This is a genomic window from Paracoccus sp. IB05, assembly GCF_016405985.1.
Taxonomy (GTDB): domain Bacteria; phylum Pseudomonadota; class Alphaproteobacteria; order Rhodobacterales; family Rhodobacteraceae; genus Pseudogemmobacter.
Genome location: NZ_JAEFCF010000004.1, coordinates 16,269 through 34,072 on the forward strand (window position 1 = coordinate 16,269; position 17,804 = coordinate 34,072).

Consider the following 17,804-nt stretch of genomic DNA (forward strand, 5'->3'; position numbering starts at 1 on the left):
GACCTTATCCGACGCACCTGGCCCGGGGCAATCTTGTCGCGACAGAGAGGCCCGCGGCAAGAGGCCAGCCTTAAGAGAGGACCGTCCCCGTGAAGATCACCCGTATCGAGACCTTTTCGTCGCGCTATATCGGTTTTGTCCGGATCACCGATGCCAGCGGCGCCACCGGCTGGGGCCAGGTCTCGACCTATCATTCCGACATCACCGCCCAGGTGCTGCACCGCCAGGTGGCGCCCTGGGTGCTGGGGGTGGAGTTTGACGATCTGGATGCGCTGACCGACAAGGTGTTCGAGCGCGAGCATAAATTCCCCGGCTCGTATCTGAAGCGCGCCATTGGCGGGTTTGACACCGCGCTCTGGGATCTGCGCGGCAAGCAGGCCGGTCTGCCGGTCTGTGCCCTGATCGGCGGCAGCCCGGGGCCTTTGCGCTGCTACGCCTCGTCGATGAAACGCGACATCACGCCCTCGCAGGAGGCCGAGCGGTTCCGCCGTCTTCAGGGCGAATTCGGTTTTGACGCGTTCAAGTTCCGCATTGCCGCCGAATATGGCCATGACATCGATGAATGGCCGGGCCGGACCGAGGAAATCATCCCGGCCATCCGGAAGGCGCTCGGGCCAGATGCAGCACTGCTGGTCGATGCCAATTCCGGCTTTTCGCCGAAGCGCGCCATCGAGGTTGCGGATATCCTTCTGGACAACGGGATCGAGCATTTCGAGGAGCCCTGCCTTTACTGGGAACTGGACCAGACCGCCGAAGTCACCCGCGCGCTGGCCGGCAAACCCATCGCGGTGACCGGCGGCGAGCAGGATTGCGAGATGCCGGTCTGGCGGCAGATGATCACCGACCGCGTGGTCGATATCGTACAGCCCGATATTCTTTATCTGGGCGGCATCAGCCGCACGCTCAGGGTCTGCGAAATGGCCCGTGCGGCGGGCCTGCCGGTCACGCCTCATGCCGCCAATCAGGGCTTGGTGACGCTGTTCACCATGCATCTTCTGCGCGCCATCGAAGGCGCGGGGAAATATCTCGAATTCTCGATCGAGGGGCCGGATTACTACCCCTGGCAATATGGGCTTTACACCGAAGATCCCTACCGGGTTGAGGGCGGTCAGGTCACCGTCAGCGACCGGTCCGGCTGGGGGGTGGAGATCGCCCCGGAATGGCTGGCGAAATCGGCCTGGCAGATGTCAGATATCTCGGATCTCTGAGCCTGCGGCGCGGGCTGGCGAAAGCGGTCTCATGTTTCATCGAAAGTGGACCTTAGCCGCTGTCACGCCGCGCCACATAGTCAGAGCTTATAAAACACGAGCGGGGCCACAGATGCCCTGCCGGATCAACATAGGGAGTGAACAATGACTGCCAGGACAACCCTGATTGCGCGGCTGCTTGCCGCGACTGCCTGCGCCACCGCCCTTTGCATCGGCGCAGCCCAGGCCGAGACGCTGCGTCTCCTGACCTGGGGCGGCTATGCGCCTGACAATGTGATCGCGCTGTTTGAAAAGGAATATCCCGATATCAAAGTCGAGGTGACGCTTTCCAACAATGAGGAAATGGTTGCCAAATTGCGCGCGACCGGTGGCGCGGGCTTCGATCTTGCGCAGCCCAGCCATGACCGCATCTTTGCGGCGCAAAGCGAGTTCGAGATCTACAAGCCGCTGGATCTGACGCAGATCGAGACCGGCAAGATGCAGGCCAATCTGCTGGAGGCCGTCAAGGCCAATACCACCATCGACGGCGCCGTCTATGCGGTGCCGCATCAATGGGGTACGTCCGGCCTTGTGGTCGATGTGACCAAAGCGGCGGATGTGAAGGACTGGTCCGATCTGTGCAAAGAGGAACATAAGGGCAAGACCTCGATGCGCCTGCGCCGGACGATCCTTCTGGGGATGGGCTTCTCGCTCGGCTATGATCCTTTCGCGCTGTATAATGACACGGCGGCCTATAGCGAGATGCTCGACAAGGTGGCCGATAAGATGATCGCCTGTAAATCGGTGATCAAGACCTATTGGAATGGCGGCGACGATCTCTCGACGCTTCTGCTGTCGGGCGAGGTTGTGGCGTCTGAATCCTGGGATTCCACCGCGTTCAAACTTTATGGCGAGAACCAGAACCTGGTCTATGTGCCGCCGGCTTCGGGCGCGCTGACCTGGATCGACACTTTTGTGATCCCGGCCAAGGGCCGCGCCGATGACGCCGCCTATAAGTGGATCAATTTCGTGATGCGCCCGGAGATTGTGACCATCATGTCGGATTCGACCGGCGCGATTGCTGCGGTCGAGGGCGGGATCGAGCTCCTCCCCGAGGCGAAGAAGGCTGCGGTCAAGCTGGCCTTTGACGATGCGGCCATCGCGAATATGAAGTTCTTCGCCAATATCCCTCCGGGGCTGGAAGATATCGAAGGCAAGGTGCTGGAGCGTATCAAAGCCGCTTCGGGGAACTGAGCGCCCCCTTATGACACCGGGACAGGCGTATCCCCGCCTGTCCCCGCCGCCATTTACCTGTCACGAGCCCCCTATGCATGATCTGGAATGTGTGAACCTGACCAGGGTTTTTGGTCGCCACAGGGCGGTGAACGATGTCTCTTTCACCGTGCCGCGCGGGTCTTTCTTTTCGATCCTCGGGCCGTCGGGCTGTGGTAAGACCACGCTGATGCGGATGATCGCGGGGTTCGAGACGCCGGATTCCGGCGATATCCGCATCAAGGGCAAATCGGTGCTCGACGTGCCGCCGAACAGGCGTTCGGTCAAAATGGTGTTCCAGCACCTGGCGCTGTTTCCGATGATGAATGTCGGTGAGAACATCGCTTACGGCCTGAAGTGCCGGGGCGAGAGCCGCTCTGAGATCGCGCGCAAGGTCGAGGATGTGCTGGCGCGGATCGGGCTGCCGGGGGTTGCGGAAAAGCAGGTCGCGCAGCTTTCGGGCGGGCAAAAGCAGCGCATCGCCATCGCGCGTTGCATGGTGCTGGAGCCGGATGTCCTCTTGCTGGATGAGCCGCTTGGTGCGCTGGATCTGAAGCTGCGCGAGCAGATGAAGATCGAGCTGAAGCTGCTGCAGCATCAGTTCAACACGACCTTCCTCTATATCACCCATGATCAGTCCGAAGCGCTGGTGATGTCCGACACTGTCGCGGTGATGAATGCCGGGCGGTTCGAGCAGATCGGCACGCCGAAGGAATTGTATAATCAGCCCGGCTCGGGCTTTGTGGCGGGCTTTGTCGGCGATACCAATCGCTGGGCTGGCCGGGTGACCGGGGTAAATGGCGACGAGGCGCGGATCGCGCTGGACCAGGGGCCAGAGATCATCGCCCGCCAGGGGGCGACCCTGGCCGCCGGCTGCCGCGCCGAGGTGTTTATCCGCCCGGAAACCCTGTCTCTTGCCCCGATCGAAGGGGCGAACCAAGTCTCCGGCACCGTCGACAGCCTTTTGTTCAATGGCGCCAATTCGCGGATCCTGTTGCGCAGTGGCGAGCGTCTGATCGAGATTGCCCAGGGCGTGATGGATGCCACCACCCCGGTCGCGCGCGGGGACAGCGTGACCGCCAGTTTCCGCCCAACCCATGCGCTGGCCTTCCCGGCGCCAGAGGCGGGGTGAGGGATGAAAAGCTCTGACGCCAGCCGGTTGACGCTGATCCTGTTGTTCACGCCCTTTGCGCTGTGGATCATCCTTTTGGTCATCCTGCCGCAGATCGGTGTCGGCTGGCTTAGCCTGCGCGAGAAACTCGGGCCGCGCGAATATGCGTTCGGCTTTGGCAATTACCTCGATTTCTTCCGCGAGCCGATCTACTGGAACACGCTGTTGCGCACCGCCTGGATCTCGGTGCTGGTCACGATCCTTGCGCTGTTCATCGGCTTTCCGGTCGCCTGGTATATCGCGAAAATCGCGCGGCAGCGCTCGCGCGCGGCCTTGTTCCTCATGTGCCTGATCCCGCTCTGGGTGTCAGATCTGGTCCGCGCCTTTGGCTGGATCCTGCTGCTGCGCGAGACCGGGATCATCTCGGGCGCGCTGCAATGGGCGGGGCTGAGTTCTGGCCCGGTCGAGCTATTGTACAATGACATCACCGTCGTGATCGGCATGGTCTATACGGTCGTGCTGTTCATGATCGTGCCGCTGGTCTCGACGCTGGACGGGATGGACAATGCGCTCCTGGAGGCCGGCTACAATCTCGGCGGCAGCCGGTTGACCGTGTTTCGCCGCATCGTCATTCCCTATGCCATGCCGGGGATCGTGGCGGGCTGCATCATCACCTTCATGCTGGCGGCGGGCAGCTATCTGACGCCGATCCTTCTGGGCGGCAAAAATTCGATGTGGTTCACCGAACAGATCTACGAGCAATTCGTCACCCGCTATAACTGGGAATCCGGCGCGACCTTCGGTGTGCTTTTGCTGGTCTTCACCTCAGGCGTGGTCTGGCTCGGGTTGCGGCTGACCGGGCAGAACCTTGCCTCGACCGTGGCGAAGGAGTGAGCAGATGAACGTTGCCGCCCCCCGCTCCGGTCTGATGCGTGGCCTGTATATCGGCTATATGCTGGCGTTTTTCTTCTACCTCGCGGCGCCGCTGGTCGCCGCCGCGATCTTTGCCTTCAACGACTCGCAATTCCCGGCTTTGCCGTGGAAGGGGTTCACGCTCGACTGGTTTTTCGGCCGTGAAGAGCCGGTGATCGGTCTGTTCCATGATCGCCGTCTGATGGCGGGGCTGATCAATTCGCTCTGGATCGGGCTGATCGTCTCTGCCCTCGCGGTCGTGATCGGCGCCTGCAATGCGTTTTTGTTCGAGCGGAAGAGCTTCCGGTTCAAAAGCGCGCTTTATGTGCTGATGATCGTGCCGCTGGTGATCCCGGGCGTGATCCTCGGGATCTCGATCCTGGTGTTTTCCAGCATGATCGCCAATGGCGTCAGCGATGCCTTCTGGTGGGAGTGGGATTTCCTGCGCCCGGGCGTATTGCTGGTGATCCTTGGCCAGCTGTCCTTCCTCGTGACGATCACGACCCTGGTGATCTCGGCCCGGCTGCGCAAATTCGACATCGCGCTGGAAGAGGCGGCGCTGAACCTTGGCGCCTCGCGTGTCAGGGTGCTGGCGACGGTGACACTGCCATACCTTACCCCGGCGCTGTTTTCCGGCTTTGTGGTGGCCTTCCTCGTGTCCTTCGAGAATTTCAACACAACGCTGATGCTGGTCGGATCGGACGCGCCGCTGACCATCACCATGTATGACCGCATGGTCAAAGTCGGCTCGACGCCGGTGCTGAATGCGGTTTCGGTGTTCCTGATGGTCGGATCGGGGCTTTTGGCGCTGGCCAGTGTTTTCGCGCAGCGTCCGCGGCGCGGCGAGGGCTAGGCCCCGCCGCGTGCTTTTGCGTCAGCGGAGCGCCGCTTCGATATTGCCGCCATCCACCGTCATGACATGCGCGGTGGTGCGGGCCGATGCGGCCAGCGCGGTGAAGGCCTGGGCTACATGGCCCGCCTCGACCTCGCGGCCCAGCAGGTTGCCGGCCATATAACTTGCCTCATCCAGCCCCCGCGCGGCGGACCGCGCCGCGATCATCTCGCTGGTGAGAAGGCCCGAGCGGATGCGGTCGGCATTGATGCCATTCACGCGGATGCCCTCGGCCCCCAGTTCCAGCGCGAGCTGGCGCAAAAGGAAGAAGGTGGTGGCCTTGGGCAGGCCGTAAGCGCCGAAGTTTTTGCCCGGGTTCACCGCCTGTTTCGAGACATTGATCAGGATCTGCCCGGCATCGCCCGCGCCGCGGGTGCCGCGCGCGGCGGTCTGGGCGCGGAACACCGCGACGGCGGCCTGGGCAAAGGCCTGATGCGCAAAGAAATTCAGCTCGAAACTTTGCCGCAGCGTGTCATCTGCCAGGGTCGCGATCTCGCCATTGATCGCGGCACCTGCATTGGACACGAGGATATCCAGCCCGCCAAAGCGCGCCACACAGGCCTCAACCGCGATCTCTGCCGCGCCTTTGGCGGTGATGTCGCAAGCGATGCCACCATGATCGCGGCCAAGCGCCTTCAGCGCGCCGTCAAGCTGCGCCTCGTCGCGGTCAACAAGGAAGATCGCAGCACCTTCCGCCGCGAAAGCCCGCGCGGTGGCAAGGCCAATCGCCCCCGCGCCGCCGGTGACCAGCACGACCTTGCCCTGAAAGCGCGGCGGCTTGCCCTTGCCCAGCTTGGCCTGTTCCAGCGACCAGTATTCCATTTCAAAGAGATCGCGCTCGCCAATCGGGAAGAACCCACCAAGCCGCTCGCCATCGGTCATCACGCGGGTGGTCTGGCTGCCGATATCGCCGGCAATCCGCGCCGCTGCGGCAGTGGCACCGATACCGACCACGCCTTCGCCCTCGATCCAGGCAAGGCCGGGCATTGGCGAGAGCATGGTCTTCGGCGTCGCGGCCTGGGGCGCCTGGCGGTCGAAACAGGCGGCATAATCGGCGGCGAAATCGGTCACCGCCTGGCGCAGGGCATCGGGCCCGCCGGCGAGGATCTCACGGGTGATCACCAGCGGATGGCCCTTGGTGCGGATCACATGATCCGGGGTCGCCACACCGCGTTTCGCAAGCGCGGCAAGGTCGTCGCGCAGCGTAAAGGCGCGGATCGCATCATCGGCGCGCAGGTCGAGGACCGGCAGGCCCGTCGCCTCGGGCAGGCAAGAGGCCAGCGCGCCGCGCAGGGAGGCCAGCGTCTGCGCCAGTTCCTGCGGCGGCAAAGCGGCGCCCGGATAGACCGGGCCGGGGCGGCGCTGCGCGAGCCAGGCCTCGACCTCATTCGTATGCGAGATCAGCCGGTCGTAAGAAGCTCTCGCCCCCGGCCCCCAGGTGAAATGGCCATGATTGATCAGCAAAAGCCCTTCGGCTTCGGGATTGCTGTCATAGGCATCCGCCGCGGCTTTCGCCAAAGCAAAGCCCGGCATGATATAAGGCAGAAGCGTCAGCCGGTCGCCGAAGATCTCGCGCGTGGCACCCGCGACTTCGGGAAGGTTTGCCAGCGTCAGGAAGGCGGTTGCATGGGTGTGATCGACATATTTATGCGGGATCCAGGCATGGAGCAGCGTTTCGACCGAGGGGTTGGGGCCGGTGCTGTCCATCAGATTGGCGCGCTGCACATCGACCATCGCTTCATCCGACAGCGCAGTCAGGCCCCGCAGCCGCGCCAGCGGCGCCATGCGCACGGCGGGCAGACCCGCGGCCTGGATGGTCTCGAGATCCCAGCCCGAGCCCTTCACATGCAGCACATCAACCGTATCGCCGTAAACATCGACGGCCTCAGCCTTCATCGAAGTATTGCCGCCGCCATGCATCACCATATCCGGGTCGCGCCCGATGATGCGCGAGGAATAGACCCTGAGTGCGAGTTCCCGCGCCGCCGGGTCAGACCCTGCTGCCTCCTGCAACGCCAGCGCCTCGGTCTCATTCCAGAGATTCGTTCTCATTTGCACCCTCCCCGGTGGATCCGTAATAGCAGCCTGTCCAAAGGCAATTGCACGATCATCCGGCATTGTCTACAAATGTCAAATATACCTGTCAAACGTTGAATGAGGCCAGAGGTGAACAGCACAGCCAGGCGGCGCACAATCGGCCAGGTCAGCGGCGAGAATGCCGTGATCGAGGTTGCCTGGCTCTATTATCACGAGGGGCTGAACCAGAAGGATATTGCCGAGACGCTGGGGATTTCCCGCGCGACGGTGGTGAATTACCTGCAGGAGGCGCGCGAGCGTGAACTGATCCGCATCACGCTGGCGGCGCCTGCTTTCACCACGCATCGGCTGGCCTCGGATCTCTGCCGCCGCTTCGGGCTGAAAGCGGCCTATGTGGTGCCCGATGAGGGCGCCAGCGTCGAGGACGCCTTTCGCCGGGTGGTGAAGGGGGCGGCACTCTGGCTGCCGGATCTGCTGGCGCCGGGGGACAATCTGGGTGTGGCCTGGGGGCGCACCGTCTATGATCTTGCAGAGGCGCTGGAGATCACCCGCACCGAAGAGATGACCGTATTGCAGCTGGTCGGTTCGATGGCGACGCCCTACGGCTTCACCGCCGAGGCCTGTTCGACGCGGCTGGCGCAAAGGCTGGGGGCGCGCTGCCTCAACCTGCACGCGCCCGCGATCCTGTCCAGCGCGGATCTCGCCCGCGCGCTCCGGGCCGAGCCGATCCTGCGGGTGCAGCTCGATGAGATCGAAAAGCTGAACAAGCTTTTGTTCTCGGTCGGGACGGCCAGCGAGGACAGCCATATCGTGTCGAGCGGCCTCGCCACGATGGAGGATCTGGCGCATTACATCCGCAATGGCGCGGTGGGGGTGATCTGCGGCCGGTTTGTCGATGCGCAGGGCCGCGCGATCCCGGGCCCGATGGAAGACCGTATGATCGGGATCCCGCTTGAACGCCTGACCGGGCTTGAAATGGGCATTCTGGTGACGCCGGGCCATGACAAGGTCGCGGCGACGATGGCGGCGATCAGGGGCGGCTATGCCACCCATCTCGTCACCGGCCTTACCGTGGCCGAGGCTTTGCTGGCGCAGGATCTGTAATCCCGCGCCAGCGGGTTTTCAGCGTTTCAGCGCGGCGGATTTCAGATCGCCGAACATTGCCTCCATCGCTGCCGCATCGGCGGCGACCACGCCGCGCTCGGTGATCAGGCCGGTCACCAGCGCTGCCGGGGTCACATCAAAGGCCGGGTTGCGCCCGCCGGTGCCATCGGGGCTGATCTGCACCTGGATGATCCTGCCCGAGGCGTCCTTGCCCTGAACATGGGTGACCTCGGTATCGGAGCGTTCCTCGATCGGGATCTCTTTCACGCCATCAACCACCGTCCAGTCGATGGTCGGCGAGGGCAGGGCGACGTAGAACGGCACACCATTGGCCTTTGCCGCCAGCGCCTTGAGATAGGTGCCGATCTTGTTGCAGACATCGCCCTGGGCCGTGGTGCGGTCGGTGCCGACGATCACCAGATCGACCTCGCCATGCTGCATCAGATGGCCGCCGGCATTGTCGACGATCAGATCATGGCTGACGCCCGCCGAGTTCAGCTCCCATGCCGTCAGCTGTGCGCCCTGGTTCCTGGGGCGGGTCTCGTCGACAAAGACATGCACCGGAATGCCGGCTTCCACCGCGTGATAGATCGGCGAGGTTGCGGTGCCCCAGTCGACCGTTGCGGGCCAGCCCGCATTGCAATGGGTGAGGATATTGACCGGCTTTCCGGGTTTTTTCGCTGCAATCTCGCGGATCAGCGCGAGGCCGTGTTCGCCGATGCGGCGGTTGATCTCGACATCTTCATCGGCGATCTCATCGGCGCGTTTTGCCGCTGCCGCCGCGCGCTCGGTGGCGGGCAGGGGGCGCAGAACGCGGTCCATCTCATCCAGCGCCCAACGCAGGTTGATCGCGGTCGGGCGGGTCTCGTGCAAGACCTCCCAGGTCTCGGAAAGCGAGGCATCCGAAGGGTCGCGCGCCATCTGATCGGCCACGCCATAAGCCGCCGTTGCGCCAATCAGCGGCGCGCCACGCACCCACATATCGCGGATCGCGACCGCATATTCCTCGCGCGTGGTCAGCGGCACGATGCGCAATTCATGCGGCAGCCAGCGCTGGTCGATGATCATCACCTGACCCGAGGCCTCGCGCCAGATGGAGCGGTAGGGTTTGCCATTGATCTTCACAGGTGGTTCTCCAGGCTGATACGCCGCGCGAGGTCAAGCACGGCAGGAATTCCGGTCAGGCCATTGCGGCCATGGATCAGTGCGGTGCCAAGCGCGAGGGCACGGGCCTCGCAACCGGCGCGGGTGGCCTCGTCGCTGATCCGTTCGAAATCGGCGTTATGGGCGAGGCCGAGAATGCGGCGATGCATCTCGACGCCGCAAAAGCCAAGCGCGTCGCGCCAGATCATGCCAAGCCGTTCCGCCCGCGCGATCTCGCTGGCGAGGCCGTGGCCCTGATCCTCATACAGCGTGGCCTGGTAGAGGATGCCCGTCCGTTCCTCGCGCCAGAGCCGGGTGAATTCGGCCTCGAACGCGGTCCAGACATTGGCGGTGACCGACAGCAGCCAGTCCTGATACTCCGCCCGTGTGCCCGCGCCGGTCTCATGCCCGGGCTGCGCGATATAGGCCATCAGAAAGTTCGAGATCAGCATGCCCACATCAAAGCCGATCGGGCCATAGGTGGCGAATTCGGGGTCGATCACGCGGATATCGTCGTCTGAGACCATGATCGAGCCGGTATGAAGATCCCCGTGCAGCATGGTCTCGGCCTGGGCGGTGAAACCCATTTTCAGATGCTGAACTGCTACTTTCAGGGGCAGATCGGCCTGGATGCGGGCAATGGCGCCTTCCAGCCCGGGCGTGTGATGGTTCAGCTTTGCATTGAAATAGGGGTCTGAAAAGACAAGATTTTCGGTGATGTCGCAAAGTTCGACATTGCCCGCAAACAGCGCCATATCGGCCTTTTTCGCGGCCGCATTCATCGAGAGATCCGAGCCCCGGAACAGGGTGCGCGCGCAAAACGCGCCCAGCCTTTCGCCAAGACCGGCATAGCGTTTTCCTGCGATCAGCCCATGGCGCAGGATGATATGCGGGGTCAGAAATTCCATCACGACAATGGCCTGCGCCTCGTCGAAATGCCAGACCTCCGGCACAGCACCGGGGTCGCGCGCTTCCTGGCGGATCAGCGCGTTATATTCGAAAAAGCTGCGTTTCAGCGGCAAGGGCCAGGATTCGCCCACCAGCCGCACATAGGGCAGCGCCTGTTTCACAATCGCCGCGCCAGCCGCGCCGCGCAGGATGAAAACAAGGTTCAGGTTGCCATCGCCGACCTCTTCGACCTGCCAGCTGTCGGGGGGGCCGACGCGGCTGGTCAAAAGGCTCAGCCCGCCCAGGCGGGATGGCACTGTGCTGGGGGTCAGCGCCTCATATTGCGACGCAGTGTCTGACGGATTCACGGCTTTCTCCTCCCGCAGGTGATACGCCGGAGCTGGCCCGGCGCACCAAATCTTGCCCTCCGGAGCGCGGATTCCTCCTCCCGCATCCCGGGGTTACGGCTAAGGATTTCCATTCTTGCGGCATTTGTCAAACGTTATTGACATTTGAACAACCGAGACGCTAGCCTCGGATTGGGAGAGGAGACCATCGTGCCGCAGGACGCCATCGTTATCACGGGGCTGACCCGATCTTTTGCGCGCAATCATGTACTCCGGGGGGTTAATCTGACCCTGCCGGCGGGCAAAGTGACTGTGTTGATGGGGGCGAACGGGGCGGGGAAATCCACTCTGGTCAAGATCCTCTGCGGCGTGCAGCGCCGCGATACCGGCGAGATCACGCTGGGCGGCCAGCCCTTTGATCCGCCGGACCCGGCCTCCGCATTGCGGGCGGGGGTGGTGACCGTGCATCAGAACATCAATGACGGGGTGGCGCCGGATCTTGACGTGGCCTCGAATCTTTTGCTCGACGAGCTGGCGGCGGGATCGTCTTTCTTCCTCAATGCCCGTCGGATGCGCGAAGAGGCGCGGCGGATTGCCGGCGCCGTGGGGCTGGATGTCGATGTTACGCGCCCGGTGCGCGAGCTGAGCCTTGCCGACCGGCAGCTGGTTTCCATCGCCCGCGCGATGTCGCATCGCCCCCGGCTTCTGATCCTGGACGAGCCAACCTCATCGCTTTCGGCGACAGAAACGGAACGGTTGTTCATATTGATCGACCGGTTGAGGGCCGAGGGTGTGGCGATCCTTTATATCTCGCATCGCATGTCCGATATCCGTCGCCTCGCCGACCGGATTGTCTCGATGCGGGATGGGCAGATTTCCGGCCAGTTCGAGGGCGAGACCCTGGATTACGCCGGTGCCGTGCGCGCCATGCTGGGCCATGAGATCACCGAGGTCGATATCGACATTCCGCCTCAGGGCCGGGCGGTGATCGAGGCGCGCGCGCTGCGGCTCCGGCCCGATGCGGTGCCGTTTGATCTGAGCCTGCATGAAAATGAGGTCGTGGCGATCACCGGCCTTGTCGGGTCGGGGAAATCGCTGCTGGCCGAGGTGCTTTTCGGTGTCTCACGCGCCGAGGGGGGCACGATCACCCTGGACGGCGCGCCATATATGCCGAAAAATCCGGGCGCGGCGGTGCAGGCGGGGGTGTTTCTTTCGGCGAAAGACCGGCTTTTGAATGCGGTGATCCCGGAATTCGACATCACCCGCAATATGGTGCTGCCATTCCTGTCGCGCCATACCGGGCTGCTGTCGCTGCTGCGCCCCGGGTCTGAGCGCGCCACCGCGACCAGGATGATCGGCGAGATGGGCGTCGTGTGCCAAAGCCCGAAAGACGGGATCCTCACGCTGTCGGGCGGCAATCAGCAAAAAGTGGTTGTGGCGCGCTGGCTGGCCGAGGCCTCGCGTCTTCTGATCCTTGATGAGCCCTTCCAGGGCGTCGACATCCAGGCGCGCCGCGACATCGGCCGCCATATCCGTGCCAGCGCCTCTGGCCGCGCCACCCTGGTGCTCTGTGCCGAGATCGACGAAGCGCTGGAAGTGGCCGACCGCATCCTTGTCATGAGCGAGCATTCGATCATCGGCGCACATCGCAATCAGAATATCGACCTTGGCCTTGTCATGGCGCAGGTCACCGAATCCGCCGCAGGAATGCCTTCATGAAAAAAGACTTCAATCTGACCGATTTCGCGATCCGCTACGGGTTCCTGATCCTGATGGCCGCGCTGGTGATCGGCTTTTCCATCGCGCAACCGGCTTTCCTGACCGCGCGCAGCGGTGTCTTCATCCTGCAATCGGTGGCGATCACCGGCATCCTGGCGCTTGGCGTCACGGCGACCCTGGTGGTGGGCGGCTTTGACCTTTCCATCGGGGCGGTTGCGACCTCTGCTCTGATGCTTTCGGCCTATACGATGGTGATCTGGGATCTCGGTGCGGTCGAGGCGGTGGTGTTCTGCCTGGCGATGGGCGCCTTTGTCGGCCTGATCAACGGATTGCTGATCGTCAAGATGCGGGTGCCGGATCTTCTGGCGACGCTTGGGATGATGTTCCTGCTGATGGGGTTGCAGCGTATCCCGACGGAAGGAAATTCCATCTCGACCGGCATGTCGCTGCCCGGGGGCGGCACCGCGACCGGCACATTCTCGCCCGGCTTCCTGATGCTGGGGCGGCACCGGCTGGATTTCATCCTTGAGGATCTGGTGCCGCTGTCGGTCGTCTTCCTGATCGTGATCGCGTTTCTGGTCTGGGGGTTCCTGGAGCTCACCCGCCATGGCCGCGTCATGTATGCGATCGGGTCTAACGCCAAAGCGGCGAGCCTTGCGGGCATCAACGTGAATTTCTACCGCATTCTGGCCTATGTGATCTCAGGCACGCTGGCATCGTTCGGAGGCATCCTGCTGGCGGCGCGGCTGGGGCGGGGCGATGTGGCCTCGGGCAACAACCTGTTGCTCGATGCGGTTGCCGCCGCGCTGATCGGCTTTGCCGTGCTGGGCGCGGCGAAGCCCAATGCTTTCGGCACCGCCATCGGCGCGCTGTTTGTCGGCATCCTGTTGCAGGGTCTGACCATGCTGAACGCACCTTATTACACCCAGGATTTCATCAAGGGCGCCGTCCTGGTCGTCGCCCTCGTCTTTACCTTCGCGCTTTCCGGTCGGGGAGGCCGGGCGCGCGGCTGAGCGAAACGGACAACAAAGAAGAGGGAGGAAACCATGTTCTTAAGACGGGTGTTTGTGGGCCTGATGGGCGGTATTGCCCTGATCCCGGGCCTCGCCATCGCGCAGGATGCTCCGGCGCCATTCGATAATCCGGGCGAGGTGAAGATCGCGCTGGTGCGCTATCTGTCGACCGGCGATTTCTTCCAGGCCTATCTCTCGGGCGTGGAAAAGCAGTCAGAGGCGCTTGGCGTCAGCCTTCAGGTCTTCGATTCGCGCCAGGATGCGGCGCTTCAGGCCGATATGGTTGATCAGGCCATCGCGCTTGGCGTTGACGGGATCATCATCCAGCACGGTCTGACCGAGTCGATGAAAGAGGCCGCGCAGCGCGCGGTTGATGCCGGGATCAAGGTTGTGGCCTTTGACGTGAATGTCGAAAACGCCGCCATCCCGCAGGTCGAACAGTCTGACCGCGACCTGGCCCGCCTGGCGCTGGAACAGGCGATCAAGGATCAGGGCGAGACCTGGACCGCGGGTTACGTCTATGTCCCCGGCATCGCGCCGCTTGATCGCCGTGATGAGACCTGGAAAGAGTTCAAGGCGAAATATCCGGGCATCACCGAAAAGGCGATGTTCGGCACCATGGACAACCCGATCGCGAATTCGGTCGCGAACCAGGCGCGGTCTGTTCTGTCGGCCAACCCCGATATCCAGGTCGTCTTTGCCCCCTATGACGAATTCGCCAAGGGCGTGAAAATCGCCGTGGACGAGGCTGGCATGGGCCAGGATGTGGCGATCTACTCGGCTGACGTTTCCACCGCCGATATCGCCCTGATGCGCGAAGACGGGTCGGGCTGGAAAGCCACTGCCGCCACCAACCCCGCCGTGGTGGGCGAGGTTTCGGTGCGCACCCTCGCGCAGCTTCTGGCCGGTGAGACGGTCGCGGCCCAGGTCATCGTGCCGCCGACTCTGATCACCCAGGCCGATCTGAACGAGCTCGATATCTCGAATATGGAAGAGCTGGGCGCGAAAATGCCGGCTTTCGTCCATGCCGAAGTGTCGGTGAGCCCCTGGATGAAGCTCCCCGCGCGTTGATCTGACTTGCGGGGCCGGCATGACCGGCCCCGATACAATTCGATGAGGCCACAGATGCAAAACTCCCGTACAACCGAAGATGTGGCCCATGGCATCCGCTGCCGCGTGTTCGAACATTCGATGCGCAATAATGGCGGCTATCTGAGCCAGGCCTGTTCCGCCGCCGAGCAGCTGGCTTTTTTGTATAACGAGGCGCTGAATCTCGGCCCCTCGACCATGCCGCTGGTGCCGCCGCCCTTTGGCGGGGTGCCCTCGGCCGCGAACCATGATTACCGCACCGGCGCAGGCTATAACGGCCCGTTCGATGCGGTGCATGACCGGCTTTTCATCGCGCCCGCGCATTACGCGCTGGTGGCTTACGCCTGCCTGATCGAGGTCGGTCGCATGGCCCCCGAAGGGCTCGAGATGTTCAACCAGGACGGGTCATCCGTCGAGATGATCGGCGCCGAACATTCCCCGGGGATGGAGGTGCATAACGGCACTCTGGGCATCGGCCTGTCGACCGGCGCGGGCCTTGCCTGGGGGCGCAAGCGCCGTGGCGAGACCGGCGAGGTCTGTGTCTATATGTCAGACGGCGAGGTCCAGGAGGGCCAGACCTGGGAGGCGGTGCAGGCCGCCGCCCATCACGGCATCGACAATCTCTGGGCGCTGATGGATGTGAACCGCCAGCAATGCGACGGCGCGATGGATTCGGTGATGACGGTGGGCGACATCGCCACCAAATTCCGCAATTTCGGCGCCGTGGTGGCCGAGGTTGACGCCCATGACCTGACTGCCTTGCGAGAGGCCAGGGCGACCCCGCATGAGGGCCAGCCGCTGATCATCCTTGCCCATTCCAGCCCGACGAAAGGCATGGAATTCCTGATGAAGCGCTTCCCGCGCCTGCATTATGTGCGGTTCAAATCTGACGAGGAACGCCGCGAAATGAACATCGCCATTGCCGCCGAGCTTGGCATCGCACCTGTTGACCTGGGAGGGCACTGAAGATGGAAATGGTGAACCGCCCCTATGCGAAGGCGTTTGAAGATTACGCCGTGCAGCACCCCGAGGTGCTGTGCCTCTCCGCCGATCTGACCTCGAGCTGCGAGATCGACGGCTTTCGCGACCGCCACCCGGACCAGTTCCTGTCGCTTGGCATGGCCGAGCAGAACATGCTGTCTTTTGCGGGCGGGCTTGGTCTGGCGGGGTTCCGGCCTTTCCTGCATTCCTTCGGCGTGTTCCTTTACCGCAGGCCCTATGATCAGCTGATGGCCTCCATCGCCTATCCGCGCCGCCAGGTGCGGCTGATGGGCTTTCTGCCGGGGATCACGACGCCTGGCGGCATGACGCATCAGGCGATCGAAGACATATCGGTCATGCGCACGATCCCGAACATGACGGTTCTGGAGGCCGGGGACGCGACCGAGGTCGAGAGTATCGTCGCGGCGGCGGATTCGGTCGATGGCCCGGTCTATTGCCGCATCCTGCGCGGCGCGGTGCCGCGGCTGTTCGATACCCCGCTGGAGATCGGCAAGATCCGCGTTCTGGCGGAAGGGACCGATGTGCTGGTCATCACCGCCGGCATCACCACCGAAGAAGCGATCCGGGCGAGGGCCGCGCTGGACCGGGCCGGGGTTTCCGTGCGTCACCTGCATCTCAACACCCTGAAACCTTTCGATGCGGCGACGATCCTCGGCCATGCAGAGGCGGTGAAACACGGCGTCATCACGCTGGAAAACCACCTTGTCACCGGCGGTATCGGCTCGATGGTGGCTGAGGCGCTGGCCGAGGCCGGGCTTTCGCGCCGGTTGATCCGGCTGGGGCTGCAGGACACCTATGCGCATGGCGGCTCGCGCCCCTATCTCATGCGCTATTACGGCATGGATGCGCTCAGCCTCGTGCGGGCGGTCGAACGCCTGACCGGGCAGCAGACCGGCATTGACGAAGATGCGCTTGGCGCGGTTCGGGTCGAGGCGGTGCATTCGGTGGTCAAGGCCGAGGCGCTTTGATGCGCTTTACCGTCACCTACCGTCTCCGCGCGGGCGACCTCGCCGAGGCCCGCGCCCGTGCAGAGGCCATCGCGCTGGAACAGACGGTCGAGATCCCGCGCGCCGTGGTGCCGCCGGGCTATGTCGAAGACGAGATCCTTGGCCGGGTCGAAGAGACCGGCACGCTGTCAGACGGCGTCTTTCAGGCGAAGATCTCCTATTCGCCCGACAGCGCGGGGGATGAGTTCAGCCAGTTCCTGAACGTGGTTTTCGGCAATTCCTCGATCCAGCAGGGGATCCGGGTGACGGGCATTGATCCGGGTGAGACGATGCTGGCGCGCTTTCCGGGGCCACGTTTCGGCATCAAAGGCATCCGCGCGCGATGCGGGCGGGCAACCGGCGGTATGATTGCGCCGGTGCTGAAGCCGATGGGCCAGCCGCCTGCGGCCTTTGCGGCGCTGGCCGCGGGCGCGGTGCGCGGTGGGGCTGACATCATCAAGGAAGATCACGGGCTTGCGGGCCAGGCGGCAGCACCTTTCGAGGCCCGGGTCGAGGCGGTGGCGAAAGCCGTCGCAAAGGCCAATGCGGAACATGGGCGGAGTGCCATCTATATCCCGAACCTCTCCGGCCCGGCGGATCAGATCGAGGCGCGGCTGCGCTTTGCAAAGGAGGCCGGGGCGGGCGGAGTGATCGTGATGCCGGGGCTTCTGGGCTTTGGCCTCGTGCATCGCATCGCGCAGGATGCGGGCCTTGACCTGCCGGTGATGACGCATCCGTCCTTCCTCGGCCCCTGGGTGCTTTCCCCCGATACCGGCATGGATCACGGCGTGATCTTCGGCACGCTTCAGCGGCTGGCGGGCGCGGATATTTCCGTTTTCCCGAATGTCGGCGGGCGGTTTGGGTTTTCTGCGCCCGAATGCCTGCAAATCGCTGATGCCTGCCGCGCGCCCGACGGGCCGGGGGCGGCAATTCTCCCCAGCCCCGGTGGCGGGATGAGTGTGGAGCGTGCCGCTGACATGGTGCGGATGTATGGCCAGGAGGTCGTCTATCTGCTGGGCGGCAGCCTGCTGGCCGATCCGCCGAACATCCATCTTGCCGTTTGCGCGATGCGCAAGGCGGTGGATGCGGCGGAGGGCTGAGG

General features: G+C 63.5%; 15 protein-coding genes. 12 read left to right on the top strand and 3 right to left on the bottom strand.

The window, feature by feature from the left end; translation table 11 throughout:
- Window positions 1–89: 89 nt before the first annotated feature.
- The 5 genes from JC607_RS03850 (at window position 90) to JC607_RS03870 (ending at window position 5,335) form a co-directional block, all read left to right on the top strand.
- The gene (locus JC607_RS03850) at window positions 90–1,208 is read left to right on the top strand and encodes a mandelate racemase/muconate lactonizing enzyme family protein (protein WP_198835634.1); all 1,119 of its coding nucleotides are present in this window, start codon (window positions 90–92) and stop codon (window positions 1,206–1,208) included.
- Between the two features lie 144 nt (window positions 1,209–1,352).
- Window positions 1,353–2,441: an extracellular solute-binding protein gene (locus JC607_RS03855; protein ID WP_198835635.1), complete on the top strand. Its 1,089-nt coding sequence runs from the start codon at window positions 1,353–1,355 to the stop codon at window positions 2,439–2,441.
- 73 nt (window positions 2,442–2,514) lie between these two features.
- Entirely contained in the window at window positions 2,515–3,591 is a 1,077-nt protein-coding gene (locus tag JC607_RS03860) for an ABC transporter ATP-binding protein (RefSeq protein WP_198835636.1), read from the top strand.
- A 3-nt stretch (window positions 3,592–3,594) separates the two neighbouring features.
- A complete protein-coding gene (locus JC607_RS03865; RefSeq protein ID WP_198835637.1) occupies window positions 3,595–4,464 on the top strand; it encodes an ABC transporter permease in 870 nt (289 codons plus the stop codon).
- Between the two features lie 4 nt (window positions 4,465–4,468).
- On the top strand, window positions 4,469–5,335 hold the full coding sequence (locus JC607_RS03870; RefSeq protein WP_198835638.1) for an ABC transporter permease: 867 nt from the start codon (window positions 4,469–4,471) through the stop codon (window positions 5,333–5,335).
- A gap of 21 nt (window positions 5,336–5,356) precedes the next feature.
- Here the strand turns inward: JC607_RS03870 and JC607_RS03875 are convergent, their stop codons facing one another.
- Window positions 5,357–7,426 carry a bifunctional aldolase/short-chain dehydrogenase gene (locus tag JC607_RS03875; RefSeq protein ID WP_198835639.1) on the bottom strand — a complete coding sequence of 690 codons (2,070 nt, stop codon included), beginning with the start codon at window positions 7,424–7,426 and terminating at the stop codon, window positions 5,357–5,359.
- A 114-nt stretch (window positions 7,427–7,540) separates the two neighbouring features.
- On the opposite strand from JC607_RS03875, the gene JC607_RS03880 reads away from it, so the two are divergent.
- Window positions 7,541–8,515, top strand: a complete 975-nt coding sequence (locus JC607_RS03880) for a sugar-binding transcriptional regulator (protein ID WP_198835640.1) — start codon at window positions 7,541–7,543, stop codon at window positions 8,513–8,515.
- 18 nt (window positions 8,516–8,533) lie between these two features.
- Here JC607_RS03880 and mtnA read toward each other — a convergent pair whose 3' ends face one another.
- Both mtnA and mtnK read right to left on the bottom strand, forming a co-directional pair.
- Window positions 8,534–9,640, bottom strand: a complete 1,107-nt coding sequence (gene mtnA / locus JC607_RS03885) for an S-methyl-5-thioribose-1-phosphate isomerase (RefSeq protein ID WP_198835641.1) — start codon at window positions 9,638–9,640, stop codon at window positions 8,534–8,536.
- Window positions 9,637–10,914, bottom strand: coding sequence for an S-methyl-5-thioribose kinase (gene mtnK, locus JC607_RS03890; RefSeq protein WP_198835642.1), 1,278 nt, complete (start codon window positions 10,912–10,914; stop codon window positions 9,637–9,639). The genes mtnA and mtnK overlap by 4 nt, the downstream gene beginning before the upstream one ends.
- 189 nt (window positions 10,915–11,103) lie before the next feature.
- Here mtnK and JC607_RS03895 point away from each other — a divergent pair, with 189 nt between their 5' ends.
- From JC607_RS03895 to JC607_RS03920, 6 genes are read left to right on the top strand one after another with little or no spacing between them, the layout of a single operon-like run.
- Complete coding sequence (locus JC607_RS03895) at window positions 11,104–12,612, top strand: sugar ABC transporter ATP-binding protein (protein WP_370584746.1); 1,509 nt, start codon at window positions 11,104–11,106, stop codon at window positions 12,610–12,612.
- Window positions 12,609–13,625: an ABC transporter permease gene (locus tag JC607_RS03900; protein WP_198835643.1), complete on the top strand. Its 1,017-nt coding sequence runs from the start codon at window positions 12,609–12,611 to the stop codon at window positions 13,623–13,625. Before JC607_RS03895 ends, JC607_RS03900 begins: the two co-directional genes overlap by 4 nt.
- A gap of 33 nt (window positions 13,626–13,658) precedes the next feature.
- On the top strand, window positions 13,659–14,696 hold the full coding sequence (locus JC607_RS03905) for a substrate-binding domain-containing protein (RefSeq protein WP_198835644.1): 1,038 nt from the start codon (window positions 13,659–13,661) through the stop codon (window positions 14,694–14,696).
- 54 nt (window positions 14,697–14,750) lie between these two features.
- Window positions 14,751–15,680 carry a transketolase gene (locus JC607_RS03910; protein WP_198835645.1) on the top strand — a complete coding sequence of 310 codons (930 nt, stop codon included), beginning with the start codon at window positions 14,751–14,753 and terminating at the stop codon, window positions 15,678–15,680.
- 2 nt (window positions 15,681–15,682) lie between these two features.
- On the top strand, window positions 15,683–16,684 hold the full coding sequence (locus tag JC607_RS03915; protein ID WP_198835646.1) for a transketolase family protein: 1,002 nt from the start codon (window positions 15,683–15,685) through the stop codon (window positions 16,682–16,684).
- The gene (locus tag JC607_RS03920; RefSeq protein ID WP_198835647.1) at window positions 16,684–17,802 is read left to right on the top strand and encodes a RuBisCO large subunit C-terminal-like domain-containing protein; all 1,119 of its coding nucleotides are present in this window, start codon (window positions 16,684–16,686) and stop codon (window positions 17,800–17,802) included. Before JC607_RS03915 ends, JC607_RS03920 begins: the two co-directional genes overlap by 1 nt.
- Window positions 17,803–17,804 lie beyond the last annotated feature (2 nt).